This is a genomic window from Komagataeibacter oboediens (assembly GCF_018491655.1).
GTDB lineage: Bacteria > Pseudomonadota > Alphaproteobacteria > Acetobacterales > Acetobacteraceae > Komagataeibacter > Komagataeibacter oboediens.
Genome location: NZ_JABLUU010000001.1, coordinates 278,909 through 292,722 on the forward strand (window position 1 = coordinate 278,909; position 13,814 = coordinate 292,722).

Sequence of the window (13,814 nt, forward strand, 5' to 3'; positions counted from 1 at the left end):
ATCGAAACGTTTTTGGTGAAGCTTTTTTCAAAAAGCTTCAGGAAACGCCGCCTTTTCGAAAAAAGGCGGCGCCCAAAAACTTTTATGACCCTGCAATCAGTCTTCGAACGGGTCGCGCATCAGGATGGTGTCATCACGTTCGGGACTGGTGGACAGCAGGGTTACCGGCGCTTCAACCAGTTCCTCGATCCGACGGACATACTTGATCGCCTGCGCAGGCAGTTCAGCCCACGAACGCGCGCCCTTGGTGCTGTCCTTCCAGCCTTCCATCGTCTCGAACACCGGACGGATACGCTGCTGCGCGCCGGGTGCCGACGGGAAAGCCGTGATCTTTTTTCCATCCAGTTCATAACCGACGCAGATGCTGATTTCATCCAGACCGTCCAGCACATCCAGCTTGGTCAGCGCCAGGCCGTTCACGCCACCAACGCGCACCGCCCTACGCACCAGCACGGCGTCGAACCAGCCACAGCGGCGCGGACGCCCCGTAACCGTGCCGAATTCATGGCCGCGTTCGCCCAGCGTACGGCCCATCTGGTCATGCAGTTCGCTGGGGAACGGCCCCTCACCCACGCGGGTGGTGTACGCCTTGGCAATGCCCAGGACGAAACCGATGCTGGTCGGCCCCACGCCTGCACCCGTCCCCGCATTGGCGGCAACGGTGTTGGAACTGGTCACGAACGGATAGGTGCCGTGATCCACGTCCAGCATCACCGCCTGTGCGCCTTCGAACAGGATGCGTGCCCCGCTGCGGCGGCTGTCATCCAGCAGGTCCCATACCGGCGCCATGAAGGGCAGCACACGGGGCGCCACGCCATTGAGGAAGTCCAGCAGTTCCTGCTTGGTGAACGTATCCGCCCCAAGTCCCTTGAGCAGGGTGTTGTGGTGCAGCAGCAGTTCGTCCAGCTTCCAGTCCAGCGTTTCCGGCTCGGCCAGGTCACACAGGCGGATGGCGCGACGGGCCACCTTGTCCTCATAGGCCGGGCCGATGCCACGGCCGGTCGTGCCGATCTTGCGGTCGCCACGCGCTGCTTCACGCGCACGGTCCAGCGCGCCATGCACGGGCAGGATAAGGGGCGCGTTTTCAGCAATCTTCAGCGTCTCGGGCGTGACCTTCAGGCCCTGCGCCGTCACGCGGTCGATTTCCTTCAGCAGCGCCTCGGGGTCAACCACCACGCCGTTGCCGATCACGCCCATCTTGCCACGCACCAGCCCGGACGGCAGCAGGGACAGCTTGTAGGTCTGATCGCCCACCACCAGCGTATGGCCCGCATTGTGGCCACCCTGGAAACGCACGACCACATCGGCCCGGCTGGCCAGCCAGTCCACAATCTTTCCCTTGCCCTCGTCACCCCACTGGGTGCCGATCACGGTGACGTTGGACATTTCATGCTCCTTGCTATGCTGCCCGACCGGAATAAAGGCGACCAGCCGGAAAAACCTTGTTTATCAGATAATTAACGAAATAAAGTCAGATACCATCCACCGGCACGGGCTGACCATCAACCACCACCAGCATGCAGGACAGGCGTCGTGCCTCGGCCCCTGCGTCACCTTCATCCCCCAGCGCGCTGACCGTGGCATAGCCCCCGGCGCGCAGGGCGGCCCCCACTTCCGGCGACGTCCCCCACGGCAGGAACACCCGCGTCCGGCACGGCAGCGGCGGAGCCGCGCGCAGGATGATGTCGGGCCGCAGGGTCAGCCCACAGGCCGGCTCGTCATTATTGGACAGGTAGCGACCGCCCCGGCCCAGTTCTTCGCGCTGGCCCGCGGCGTATACGCTGACGCATACGCCAGTATGGTACTGCCAGCCACGGAATTCCACCGGGTCCACCGTCAGGCGGATACCGGGCACGCGCGCCTCAATGGCGGCAACGGTTGCCGCCAGCCGCACGCTATGGGCACGCACCACGGGCGGCAGGTCCACCGCCGCCAGTTCCGCCAGCGCCCCATGGGCCGGCCCCGCGGCATGCAGCAGGCGGATCAGGACCGGCGCCAGTTCCCCACCATGCCGCGCCACGGCGGCGGCATCCTTGCGGTCCAGCGCACGCATCAGCATGCCGCGCACATGTCCGTCAAACCGGCCCGCATCAACCAGCGCCGTGGTCAGGGAAGGCATGGTGAGGTCAAAAGACACGCCCTGCACCCCAAGTGTGGCCAGGCATTCAGCCGCGATGGCGACGATTTCCGCATCTGCTTCCGGCTGGTCGGGACCGATCAGTTCGACCCCCGCCTGCGAAATCTGGCGTTCGCCATCGCCACGGTTACTGTCCATAAGGATACACGGCCCGGCATAAGCCAGACGCAGGGGGCGCGGCACATCAGGCAGCCGTGTCGCGGCAATGCGCGCGATCTGCGGCGTCATGTCGGGCCGCAGCGCCATCATGCGTCGGGTGTCGGGGTCCATCAGGCGGAAGGTCTGTTCCGCTACGGCCGCACCGGAACCCGATAGCAGCGTTTCCTCGAATTCCAGCAATGGCGGCGTCACGCGGTCATACCCGTGGGCCGCGAATACGCGCATCAGCGTCTCGACCCCCGCTGCCTCGGCCTCGGCCTCGGGGGGGAGCCTGTCCACGAACCCTGCAGGCAGCAGCGCGGGATTGAACGGCGGGTCATCTGTCATATCAGGGGCCTATCGTGCGGCATCATGCCCCCCTGTGGCAGGCAGGGCATGACGGGTCAGACATGGAAAAGCAGGAATCAGGCGTGCCGGGCGCGCACCTGCGCGTACGCCCAGTCAAGCCAGGGCAGGACGGCCCGCAGGTCGGCGGTTTCCACCGTGGCCCCGCCCCACAGCCGCAGGCCTGGCGGCGCGTCGCGATAGCTGCCCACGTCCATCGCCACCCCTTCCTGCCCCAGCAGGGACACGATCTTCTTGGCCGCCGCCGTCTGGCCCGCATGGTCCAGCGCGGTAAACCACGGGGCGACAATACGCAGGCAGATGGCCGTGCTGGAACGGTGCTTCGGGTTGGGGGCAAGGAACTGCGCCCAGTCGGACCCCGCTTCCCATTCGGCAATGGCGGCAAGGTTGGCTTCGCTGCGGGCGATCAATCCCTTCAGGCCACCAGTGCCTTCAGCCCATTTCAGGCCATCCAGTGCATCTTCCACGCACAGCATGGACGGCGTGTTGATCGTGTCGCCACGGAAAATGCCGTCAATCAGGCCCTTGCTGTTGGTCAGACGGAATATCTTGGGCAGCGCACGGGGGGCAGGCGTGGATACCAGTCGCTCCACCGCACGCGGCGACAGGGCCAGCATGCCGTGGGCTGCTTCACCACCCAGCACTTTCTGCCATGACCATGTGACCACATCCAGCTTTTCCCACGGCAGGTCCATGGCGAAGGCGGCGGATGTGGCATCACAGATCACCAGCCCGTCGCGCTGCGTGGGAATGGCAGCATCGTACGGCAGGCGCGCGCCCGATGTCGTGCCGTTCCATGTCAGCACCACGTCGCGCGCCCAGTCCACCTGCGCCAGATCGGGAATTTCACCATAATCGGCCTTCAGCACGCGGGCATCGGACAGTTTCAGCTGCGCGATGATGTCGTTGGCCCAGGTGGCGGAAAAGCTTTCAAACGCCAGCACGTCCACCGGGCGGGTGCCCAGGATGGACCACAGCACCATTTCCACCGCACCCGTATCGGATGCGGGCACAATGCCCAGCACCCAGTCCTCGGGCATGCCAAGGATGGCCTTTGAACGGGTAATGACCTCGTTCAGCCGTGCGCGTCCTTCGGTCGAACGGTGCGAGCGCCCCACCAGCGCATCCGACAGGACGTTGAGCGACCAGCCCGGACGCTTCGCGCAGGGGCCGGAAGAAAAGCACGGATTGGCAGGCCGTACGGACGGCTTTGCAGTAAGGGCATCAGGCAAGGGAGACATCGTCCTGTTCGCGACACGGGCAAAGGGACAGCAACACCGGGCGGTGCGCCAGACTGGTGCGAGAGGGGGGATTCGAACCCCCATGCCTTTCGGCGGTCGATTTTGAGTCGACTACGTCTACCGTTCCGTCACTCTCGCATACAGGCAGCCCGCCCTGTGCGGGACGGAATGCCACGGCAATCAGTCCAGGGACGTCTTGCGGACCCGCTATATCACACGGGCGGCGGCGGTTCCAGCCCAAGCATCAGCGCCACATTCTGCAGTGCCGCGCCCGACGCACCCTTGCCCAGATTGTCCAGCCGCGCAGTCAGTACGACCTGCCGCAGCGCGTCGTTTCCATGCACGCGCAGTTCCATCCGGTCAGTGCCCGCCAGCGTATCCGCCAGCAGTTTCGCGCACGGTTCAGCCACCGTAATGCGGTCCGATCCCCTGTAATGCGCGCTCAGGGCGGCATGCAGGTCCGCAATGCCCACCCGACCGGGCAGGCGGTCCAGATGCAGCGGCACGGACACGATCATCCCCTGCGGGAAGTGCCCGACCGATGGCACGAAAACCGGCGGCTGCGCCAGACCGGCATACAGCGTCATTTCCGGCATGTGCTTGTGCCCAAGGCCCAGCCCGTACAGTTCGAACGCCGGACCGCCATCACGCTCATGCGCCTCGATCATGCTGCGGCCACCACCGCTATAGCCACTGACGGCATTTACGCAGACGGGGTAATCCGCCGGGACAAGCCCTGCCCGCACCAGCGGGCGCAGCAGGCCAATCAGCCCGGTGGGGTAACAGCCGGGATTGGACACGCGCGCGGCAGCGCGGATGGCGGCGGGCTGGGCTGCATCCATTTCGGGAAAGCCGTAAACCCATGCCGGATCTGTGCGAAACGCGGTGCTGGCATCGAGTATGCGCGGCGCATCGCTGCCCATGGCATCTGCCATGGCCACTGCTTCCCTTGCCGCAGCATCCGGCAGGCACAGAATGACGATATCGACCGCCGCCATCATTTCCCGTCGGGCATCGGGGTCCTTGCGGCGTTCGGGATCAATGGAACGCAGTGTTACGGGCAGGTGCCGCAGGCGGTTGCGAATGCCCAGTCCCGTCGTGCCCGCTTCGCCATCAATAAAGACCGTTGGCTGTCCACTGCTGCTCATGTTCGGTGTGTCCTGATAAAAACTTCCCGCACGGGGATGGGCGATCTATACAAAACCTGTGCCCGACCGCAATACGAACTGGCAGGAAACCGCACCCATGCACGATGCCCCGTCCGCCCTGCAACGCCTGCTGGACATCATGGCCCGCCTGCGCGACCCGCAGACCGGCTGTCCATGGGACCGGGAGCAGGATTTCGCCTCCATCGCACCTTACAGCATTGAGGAAGCATATGAAGTCGCGGACACCATCGCCCGCGAAGACTGGGACAGCCTGCCCGATGAACTGGGCGACCTTCTGCTGCAGGTCGTCTATCACGCGCAGATGGCCGATGAAAAAGGCATGTTCGATTTCGCCACCGTGGCCCGCATGATTGGCGACAAGATGGTCCGCCGCCATCCGCACGTATTCGGCAATGCCCCGGCCGAGGCAGGCCAGTGGGAAACCGGCAAGGCGCAGGAACGGCTGGCCCGCAACAGGGGCGGCACGCTGGATGACGTGCCGGTGGGTCTGCCCGCGCTGCTGCGCGCGCGCAAGCTGTCCGCACGCGCGGCCCGTACCGGTTTCGACTGGGACACGGTAGGCGAGGTCGCGGCGAAGGTGGATGAGGAACTTGATGAACTGAAGGTCGAACTGGAAAGCGGCGACCGGGCGAAGATATTCGATGAACTCGGCGATGTGCTGTTCACGCTGGCAACCCTTGCGCGCAAGCTGGACATGGATCCCGAAGCCTGCCTGCGCCAGGCCAACGCCAAGTTCACCCGCCGCTTCACTGCGGTCGAGCACGATCTCGCCGCCCGTGGCCTTGCACTGACGGATGTGGATGTCAGAACCATGGAAGAAGGCTGGCAGGCCGTCAAACGCCGTGAACGCGCGGCACAGCCACAGGACTGAAACCCGCGCAAACCATTCAGGCGTTTCTGGTAAAGATTTTTGCAGAAAGCTTTCAGGGAACGCCGCCGTTTTGAAAAAATGCGGCACCCATGAACGTTTCCGGGTTTTTTATGCAGCGGGGGTCAACAGCAGGTCACGCAACGCCTGCCAGCTTGCCCTGTCTGGCGCATACAGAAGGCCGCCGCTACGATCCGTGACACGGTAGGGAGTGCCATCAAAATGGGCGCTATAGCCCCCGGCCTCCGCATGGATCAGCCACCCTGCCAGATGGTCCCATGGCATGGTGCGGTTGAACAGCAGGAAGTGACACCGCCCGTCAACCAGCATCAGGTATTCATGCGCGGCACACCGGAAATCCCATGATCCCGCCACCTTGGGCAGGTTATGCGTCACCACGTCGCGCATGGGGGCCGGCAGGTAACGCCATGACGCATTGCCCGACATGTCCCGCGCCGCAACGGGGGCAGCCACATTCAGCCTGCGCTCGACCCCGCCACGATCGTTCAGCCATGCCCCCTGCCCGCGCGCGGCCAGCACAGCGACATCACAGACCGGGTCAACAATCGCCCCGCCAACCACGTCCCCCCGTGCCACGACGGAAACCATGACGCCAAACAGTGGCACGCCCGCTGCATAATTGGCTGTGCCGTCAATGGGATCGATCACGAAAGCAAGGTCGGCCGTCGCCAGACCGTCCAGCAGGGCGGGATCGGCCGCCACCGCTTCTTCCCCCAGCACCAGTGCGGTGGGCCATGCGGCGCGCAGGGCCGCGGTCAGGTCGCGTTCAGTGGCTTCATCGGCCACGGTCACGATATCCAGCGGGCCGCTCTTGCTGCGGATGTCGGCACGGTCCAGACAGCGGAAGGACGGCATGACATGGCGCGATGCCGCGCCGCGCATCATATCCACCACCTTGTGCATGTCCGCCAGTGTGATCCGTGCCGTCATTGCTGTCCCTCCGCCATGCATGTCAGTCGTTTACCGGTGCCTATCCATGCGCCCGCAGGGAGATGTTTTCCACCCCGCCCGCGGTCACAGGACAGTCAGCGCACCAGTCTCCGGCCTAATCCTGCAGGCAGGTCACGACACGGCCGAACTGCATCTCGAACCGCGCGCGGTTGGCGGGGGACAGGCGGACGGTCATCTCTACCCCGTCTTCCCCATCCTCGCGCTGCGTGACCTCGCCATGTTCATACAGCCACGCCATCGCGGCCCCTTCGGCCAGCGGCACGCGATAGGCGGCGACTTCCATCGCCCGCGTCATGCGTTCGTCAATCGCGGCCAGCAGGTCGGGCAGGCCATCGCCGGTAATGGCGGAAATGACCACGTTGCCCGGTCGTGCGCCCACCGCGTCACGTCCGCCCACGAGGTCGGCCTTGTTCAGCACCTCGATCACGCGGGACTGCCAGTCCTGCTCGATCGTACCATTGCGGGCCATGCCCTCCAGCACCTCAATCACGTCAGTGCGCTGCGATGCGCTGTCGGGATGCGAGACATCACGCACATGAAGGATGATGTCGGCTTCCGCCACTTCTTCCAGCGTCGCGCGGAAGGCGGCGATCAGTTCGGTCGGCAGGTCGCTGATGAACCCCACCGTATCCGACAGGATCACCCGCCGCCCCGATGGCAGCTGGATACCGCGCATGGTGGGGTCCAGCGTTGCGAAAAGCTGATCCTGCGCATACACGCTGGCCCCGGTCAAGGCGTTGAACAGGGTGGACTTGCCCGCATTGGTATAACCAACCAGCGCCACAATGGGGAACGGCACCCGCCTGCGGGCCTGCCGGTGCAGACCACGGGTGCGACGGACCTGTTCGAGTTCACGCTTGAGACGCACGATCCGGTCGCCGATCATGCGGCGGTCGGCCTCGATCTGGGTTTCACCGGGACCGCCAAGGAAGCCGAAGCCGCCACGCTGGCGTTCAAGATGGGTCCATGTCCGCACAAGACGGCTGCGCTGGTATTCCAGATGCGCGAGTTCGACCTGCAGCGTGCCTTCACGCGTGGCGGCGCGTTCACCGAAGATATCAAGGATCAGCGCGGTCCGGTCGATCACCTTGCAACCCAGCGCGCGTTCAAGGTTACGCTGCTGCACCGGCGTCAGGCGGGAATCGATGATGACAACGGTGATGTTGTCCGCCTTGACCGTTTCCTTGAGCGAATCCACCTGCCCGCCACCCAGCAGGGTCGCGGGCCTGCGCGCACGCAGCAGCAGCACCGCCTGACAGACCACCACCAGCCCGATGGACGCGGCAAGACCCACCGCTTCTTCCAGCCGGGCTTCGGCCGCGCGGGCATCATCATGCCGGTCGGGGCGTTCCCACGGCAGGATGACGGCGGCGCGGGTGGCGGAGGAAGGCAGCCCCGCCGTCACGACGGGCTGCCATCCGTGGGTGCACGCTCCTCTGTGCCCTCGGCTTCGGCCGGGGGTTCGAACAGGCTGACGGGCGTCGCGGGCATGACGGTGCTGATCGCATGCTTGTACACAAGCTGCGTATGCCCGTCGCGCCGCAGCAGGACGGAGAAGTTGTCAAACCAGGTAATGATTCCCTGCAGCTTGACGCCATTGACGAGGAAAATGGTAACCGGCGTTTTCGACCGGCGGACGTGGTTGAGAAACACGTCCTGGACATTCTGTGAAGGTTCTTTTGCCACGGCAGGGCCTTACTTGTTGCTTGTTGGGCGGAATCACACGGCACAGTCGCGTGTCATGCTACGGCGTTGCCACCGTCCGTATCACAGTTCGTTGTCTAGCAGTCATGTGCCAGGTGGGCAAAAGCTCATCCCGCATTGCGGTCCTCGGATGTCACGCCAAGCTGCTTGAGCTTGCGGTGCAGCGCGCTGCGCTCCATCCCCACAAACCCCGCGGTACGGCTGATGTTCCCCCCGAAACGCAGCAGCTGCGCCTGCAGGTACTGGGTTTCGAACAGGTCGCGGGCCTCCCTTAACGGCAGGCTCATCACATCCTCGTCAGAATCGAACTTCAGCAGCGCGGGTGCGCCTTCGCCCACGGTGGATGGCAGCATGTCGGCACGGATCGGGTCCGAACTGTTGCCCGGCATCATGATCAGAAGGCGCTCCATCAGGTTGCGCAGTTCGCGCACGTTGCCCGGCCATTCATAGCTCTGCAATGCGGCAATCGCGTCTCCCGACAGTTCGCGCAGCGGCAGCCCCGCGTTTTCTGCCGCGCGGTCAAGGAACATGCGCGCCAGTTCGGGTATGTCCTCGCGCCGTTCACGCAGGCTGGGAATACGCAGCGGCACGACCGCAAGGCGGTAGTACAGATCCTCGCGGAAGCGCCCCAGCGCAATTTCGGCCTGCAGGTCGCGGTTGGTGGTGGCCAGCACGCGCACATCCACCTTGACCCGTCGCGCACCGCCAAGGCGTTCAAACGTCTGGTCCTGCAGCGCGCGCACGATCTTGCCCTGCGTTTCCAGCGGCATGTCCGACACTTCGTCCAGCACCAGCGTGCCGCCATGGGCGCGTTCCAGCACGCCGGTGCGGCGACCGGCGCCGTCCTCGCCCCCTTCGATGCCGAATAGTTCCTCCTCGAACCGACCCGGGGCAAGGGTCGCGCAGTTCAGCGCGATGAACGGCCCTTCCGCCCGGCGGGAACTGGCGTGGATCATCCGCGCCGCCACTTCCTTGCCAGTGCCTGCCGCCCCCGAAATCAGTACGCGCGACCCGGTGGGCGCCACGCGGTCGATCTGGTTGCGCACGGCGGTAATCGCAGCACTACGCCCCTCCAGCACGGTGCCGGACCCCGCGCGCAGGCGCAGTTCCGCATTTTCGCGCGCCAGACGCGACGCCTCCAGCGCACGACGCACAACAACCAGCAGGCGATCTGCCTGGAACGGTTTTTCGATAAAGTCGTACGCGCCGTGCTGCAGGGCGGCGACGGCGGTCTCGATCGTGCCGTGCCCCGATATCATGATGACCGGGATGGACGGCTCCTCCTTATGCAGGACATTCAGGATCCCCAGCCCGTCCAGCCGTGACCCCTGCAGCCATACATCAAGCACCACCAGCGAAGGCCGACGTTCCCGGAAGGCTGCAATGGCGGAATCGGAATCCGCCGCCAGCCGCGTCTCGTATCCCTCATCAGCCAGAATACCTTCGATAAGGAGCCGTATATCCGGCTCGTCATCGACGATCAGGATTTCATGCCCCATGGTCGTCCTTTATCGGCAAAATCAATGTCGACACAGCTCCCCTGCTCCCGGCGCGATCCGCAAGCCCGATGCTACCGCCATGATCCTCAAGAATCTTCTTGACGATCGCAAGGCCAAGTCCGGTTCCCTTGGGCTTGTGGGTCACATATGGCTCGGTCAAACGGGCACGATCCTCCACCGGCAACCCGATGCCGTCATCCTCAACGCTCAGGACGACATCCGGGTCATGCCGGGTCAATGTAATACGGATCGTGCCGATCACGCCATCCCCGCCACTCGTGCCCGGGTCCGGTCGCATGGCGATCGCATCCGCCGCATTCTGCAGCAGGTTGGTCAGTGCCTGCCCCACCAGCCTGCGGTCACATTTCACCAGCGGCCCCCGGTCCGGCAGGTTGACCTCATAGCGGATTTCCGGATGGGCATTGCGCTGCAGGATCAGCGCCTCGCGCACGATGCGCGACAGATCCTCCATCCGCATCACAGGCTGCGGCATGCGCGCGAAGGCGGAAAATTCGTCGACCATACGCCCGATGTCACCCACGTGGCGGATAATGGTGTCCACGCACTGCACGAACGTGTCGGGATCGGATGATATTTCCCGCAGGAAACGCCGCTTGAGCCGTTCGGCCGCAAGCTGGATGGGGGTCAGCGGGTTCTTGATCTCATGCGCGATGCGGCGGGCGACATCGGCCCAGGCCGCCTTGCGCTGCGCGACCTGCAGGGCTGTTATGTCATCAAACGTCACAACGTAGCCATCTGCGAAATCGCCGGTCACGGTACTCTGCATTTCCGCGCCGATTCGCACCAGCAGGGTACACGCGCGCCCACCGGCCAGCACCTGCACCTCGCCGGTCAGTTCGCGCCCCTTTTCCTGCGCGATGCGCCCCAGCATGGTACCCAGTTCCGGCACCACATCCGTCAGCGACTGTCCCACGCATGCCGACATGTCACGCTGCAGCAGCACGCTGGCGGCGCGGTTGGGCAGTTCGATCATGCCATGCGAATCCAGCCCGATCACACCTGCGGACACGCCGGACAGCACGGCTTCGGTAAACCTGCGGCGTTCGTTGATCTGGTTGGTGGCGTTGACCAGTTCCGCGCGCTGGGTTGCAAGCTGGGTGGTCATGCGGTTGAAGGCGCGCGACAGGCTGGAGACCTCGTCATCACGCTCGCCCTCGGGCACGTTGCTGTCCAGGTTGCCCTTGCTGACCCGTTCGGATGCAAGGATCAGCAGTCCCAGCGGGCGCACGATCTGGTTGGCCAGCATAAGCCCGATCAGGATCGCCGCCCCCAGTACCAGCACGGCCACCAGGGCGAAGATCAGCACGAAGGTGAACTGGATCTTGGCACGGTTGCCATTCAGGCGCTGGTAATCGGCCACCACCTGTTCGGTACGATGCATGTGTTCGAGGATGTCGGGGTCCACCGGACGCTCGATCATGAGCATGAGCGACGGCGTATCGCCCAGTGTCACGACGGCGCGGACAGTCTTTTCATCGGGGGAATCAAGGATCGCGATTTCGTTCGTGCGCGCCATGAGGGTGGCGGCAGGCGGCGGCAGGTCCTTGCGGTTGGCCGTCCGCCCCATGAGCCCGCCCGAGGCGACGACGGTATTGGTGAACGGATCATACACCACCGCCACATCCAGCCCGCGCAGCGTGGCCTGTGAATCCAGCACCTGCGACAGCGCATCCGGGTCATGCAGAAGGTCGCCCCCCGACCCCGACAGCCCGTTCTGCGCACTGACAAGGTAATTGGCCAGCGAGAACGCTTCCGTACGGATATTGGCGTTATGTTCCTGCAGGTAGCCACGCGATGTCTCCAGCGCCTCGTTCAGGGCGGTGTTCACCCGGTCGCTGAACCAGATCTGGATACCGTAATGGAAGAAGACGGCGGCAAACGTGCCCACCACGATGGTGGGCGCCACCGCGACAATGCCAAACAGCGTGACCAGCCGTACATGCAGCCGCGCCCCCGCCAGCCCGCTGCGCCGTTCGGCCAGGACCCGCCCGATCTTTTCCGTAAGCGAGGTTGCCAGCAGCAGCAGCACGAGGAAGTTCAGGATGAAGACCAGCGCCTGAAGCTGCGGGTGATGGGCCAGCGACTTGCCACCCGACAGCACCACGAATGTCGCGACCCCCAGAACCAGCGCCAGCAGCACCAGAACCAGCGCCACATTGCGCCGCACCAGCATGTCCAGCACCCGCCGGGCCAGCCGGTACGCCACGCTGGAGCGTTGTGTCGCGTTCATGGTCATGCGCCGCCGCGGACCACCGGAATGTCCAGGTCCCGGATCTTCTTGCGCAGCGTGTTTCGGTTCAGCCCCAGCATGGCCGCGGCCCGGATCTGGTTGCCGCGCGTGGCCGCCAGCGTCATGGTGATCAGCGGGCGTTCGACCTCGGCAATCACCTTGTCATAAATATCGCTCAGCGGCATGCCGTCCTGCCCCGATGACAGGAAGCGGCGCAGATGCCGCTCCACCGCCTCGGCCAGCGTCTCGGCCGCCCCGCTGCCGCCTTCACCCTGTGCCGCAACGCTGCTGGTTTCCGCCAGTTCGGCGGCGATGATGTCCGCGCCAATGCTTTCCTGCGGATGCAGCGCCGTGATGCGCCGCATGAGGTTTTCCAGTTCGCGCACGTTGCCCGGCCAGCGATAGGCCTGAAGCTGGGCCATCGCCTCGTCATCCAGCACGCGCACGCTGCCTGCGCCCTCGGCGTTTTCATTCAGGAAATGCCGCGCCAGCAGGGGAATATCCTCCACCCGTTCACGCAGAGGCGGCAGGCGCATGGGCACCACGTTCAGGCGGTAGTACAGATCCTCGCGGAAGGTGCCCGCGCGGATCGCCTGCCGCAGGTCCCGGTGGGTCGCGGCGATGATGCGCACATTGGCGCGGATCGGCACGGTGCCACCCACGGTGGTGAATTCCCCGTCCTGCAGCACGCGCAGCAGGCGCGTCTGGGCTTCTGGCGGCATGTCGCCGATTTCATCAAGGAACAGCGTACCGCCAGCCGCCTGTTCAAACCGCCCGGCGACACGGCTGGTCGCCCCGGTAAAGGCGCCGCGTTCATGCCCGAACAGTTCGCTTTCGATCAGGTTGCGCGGGATGGCGGCCATGTTGATGGCCACGAACGGCCCCGTCCGCCTGCGCCCGTATTCATGCAGGGCACGCGCCACCAGTTCCTTGCCGGTGCCGCTTTCCCCGTTGATCATCACCGTCAGGTCCGATGTCGTCAGGCGGGCGATGATGCGGTAGATGTCCTGCATCACCACCGAACGCCCTATCAGCGACATCTGTTCGTCTGGCTGCGGGGGCGCCAGCGGCTGCACCGGGGTGGCAGGGGTCGCCAGCGCGCGGGCAACCACCGCCAGCACTTCCTTGAGGTCAAACGGCTTGGGCAGGTACTCGAACGCGCCGCGCTGGGTCGCCTTGACGGCTGTCATCAGGGTGGACTGCGCGCTCATGACCACCACGCGCAGATCAGGGCGGATACGGCGGATGCGCGGGATCAGGTCCAGCCCGTTTTCATCGGGCATGACGACATCGGTGATGACAAGGTCGCCCTCGCCCTCCTCCACCCACTGCCACAGGGTGGACGCCTGGCCGGTGGTGCGGACCTGGTAGCCCCCACGCCCCAGCGCCTGGCTCAGCACAGTGCGGATGGAGCGGTCATCATCGGCAACAAGAATGGTCGGCAGCGACATACGCTATAAATCTCTCAG

11 protein-coding genes and 1 tRNA gene are annotated in these 13,814 nt (G+C 64.7%); 1 reads left to right on the plus strand and 11 read right to left on the minus strand.

The features are described from left to right. Window positions 1-96: 96 nt before the first annotated feature. The 5 genes from HNO79_RS01230 to argC form a co-directional block, all read right to left on the minus strand. Window positions 97-1,386 carry an adenylosuccinate synthase gene (locus HNO79_RS01230; RefSeq protein WP_214164294.1) on the minus strand — a complete coding sequence of 430 codons (1,290 nt, stop codon included), beginning with the start codon at window positions 1,384-1,386 and terminating at the stop codon, window positions 97-99. A gap of 85 nt (window positions 1,387-1,471) precedes the next feature. Continuing rightward, window positions 1,472-2,623, minus strand: coding sequence for an ATP phosphoribosyltransferase regulatory subunit (locus HNO79_RS01235; RefSeq protein ID WP_110507013.1), 1,152 nt, complete (start codon window positions 2,621-2,623; stop codon window positions 1,472-1,474). 77 nt (window positions 2,624-2,700) lie between these two features. Continuing rightward, the gene (locus HNO79_RS01240; RefSeq protein ID WP_200410428.1) at window positions 2,701-3,882 is read right to left on the minus strand and encodes a phosphoserine transaminase; all 1,182 of its coding nucleotides are present in this window, start codon (window positions 3,880-3,882) and stop codon (window positions 2,701-2,703) included. Between the two features lie 54 nt (window positions 3,883-3,936). Continuing rightward, window positions 3,937-4,020 (minus strand) — tRNA-Leu (locus HNO79_RS01245). A gap of 74 nt (window positions 4,021-4,094) precedes the next feature. Next, window positions 4,095-5,030, minus strand: coding sequence for an N-acetyl-gamma-glutamyl-phosphate reductase (argC, locus tag HNO79_RS01250; protein WP_110507011.1), 936 nt, complete (start codon window positions 5,028-5,030; stop codon window positions 4,095-4,097). A gap of 97 nt (window positions 5,031-5,127) precedes the next feature. Here argC and mazG point away from each other — a divergent pair, with 97 nt between their 5' ends. Then, entirely contained in the window at window positions 5,128-5,922 is a 795-nt protein-coding gene (mazG, locus tag HNO79_RS01255; RefSeq protein ID WP_200410426.1) for a nucleoside triphosphate pyrophosphohydrolase, read from the plus strand. A 108-nt stretch (window positions 5,923-6,030) separates the two neighbouring features. Here the strand turns inward: mazG and HNO79_RS01260 are convergent, their stop codons facing one another. From HNO79_RS01260 to ntrC, 6 genes are all read right to left on the minus strand, one after another. Beyond that, entirely contained in the window at window positions 6,031-6,870 is an 840-nt protein-coding gene (locus HNO79_RS01260; protein ID WP_048856201.1) for an inositol monophosphatase family protein, read from the minus strand. Between the two features lie 115 nt (window positions 6,871-6,985). Further along, window positions 6,986-8,296 carry a GTPase HflX gene (hflX, locus tag HNO79_RS01265; RefSeq protein WP_010513907.1) on the minus strand — a complete coding sequence of 437 codons (1,311 nt, stop codon included), beginning with the start codon at window positions 8,294-8,296 and terminating at the stop codon, window positions 6,986-6,988. Continuing rightward, on the minus strand, window positions 8,293-8,577 hold the full coding sequence (gene hfq / locus HNO79_RS01270) for an RNA chaperone Hfq (protein ID WP_039735503.1): 285 nt from the start codon (window positions 8,575-8,577) through the stop codon (window positions 8,293-8,295). The genes hflX and hfq overlap by 4 nt, the downstream gene beginning before the upstream one ends. Window positions 8,578-8,702: 125 nt before the next feature. Next, window positions 8,703-10,094, minus strand: a complete 1,392-nt coding sequence (gene ntrX, locus HNO79_RS01275; RefSeq protein WP_010513910.1) for a nitrogen assimilation response regulator NtrX — start codon at window positions 10,092-10,094, stop codon at window positions 8,703-8,705. Continuing rightward, on the minus strand, window positions 10,084-12,351 hold the full coding sequence (locus HNO79_RS01280) for a sensor histidine kinase NtrY-like (protein WP_010513911.1): 2,268 nt from the start codon (window positions 12,349-12,351) through the stop codon (window positions 10,084-10,086). The genes ntrX and HNO79_RS01280 overlap by 11 nt, the downstream gene beginning before the upstream one ends. Beyond that, complete coding sequence (ntrC, locus tag HNO79_RS01285) at window positions 12,348-13,796, minus strand: nitrogen regulation protein NR(I) (RefSeq protein ID WP_010513912.1); 1,449 nt, start codon at window positions 13,794-13,796, stop codon at window positions 12,348-12,350. The genes HNO79_RS01280 and ntrC overlap by 4 nt, the downstream gene beginning before the upstream one ends. Window positions 13,797-13,814: the final 18 nt, after the last annotated feature.

Excerpts from the sequence above, each read along its gene's own strand:
- HNO79_RS01260 (WP_048856201.1), bottom strand. The coding sequence starts at position 6,870 with ATGACGGCACGGATCACACTGGCGGACATGCACAAGGTGGTGGATATG.
- HNO79_RS01280 (WP_010513911.1), bottom strand. The coding sequence starts at position 12,351 with ATGACCATGAACGCGACACAACGCTCCAGCGTGGCGTACCGGCTGGCC.
- HNO79_RS01240 (WP_200410428.1), bottom strand. The coding sequence starts at position 3,882 with ATGTCTCCCTTGCCTGATGCCCTTACTGCAAAGCCGTCCGTACGGCCT.
- argC (WP_110507011.1), bottom strand. The coding sequence starts at position 5,030 with ATGAGCAGCAGTGGACAGCCAACGGTCTTTATTGATGGCGAAGCGGGC.
- mazG (WP_200410426.1), top strand. The coding sequence starts at position 5,128 with ATGCACGATGCCCCGTCCGCCCTGCAACGCCTGCTGGACATCATGGCC.
- HNO79_RS01230 (WP_214164294.1), bottom strand. The coding sequence starts at position 1,386 with ATGTCCAACGTCACCGTGATCGGCACCCAGTGGGGTGACGAGGGCAAG.
- ntrX (WP_010513910.1), bottom strand. The coding sequence starts at position 10,094 with ATGGGGCATGAAATCCTGATCGTCGATGACGAGCCGGATATACGGCTC.
- HNO79_RS01235 (WP_110507013.1), bottom strand. The coding sequence starts at position 2,623 with ATGACAGATGACCCGCCGTTCAATCCCGCGCTGCTGCCTGCAGGGTTC.
- ntrC (WP_010513912.1), bottom strand. The coding sequence starts at position 13,796 with ATGTCGCTGCCGACCATTCTTGTTGCCGATGATGACCGCTCCATCCGC.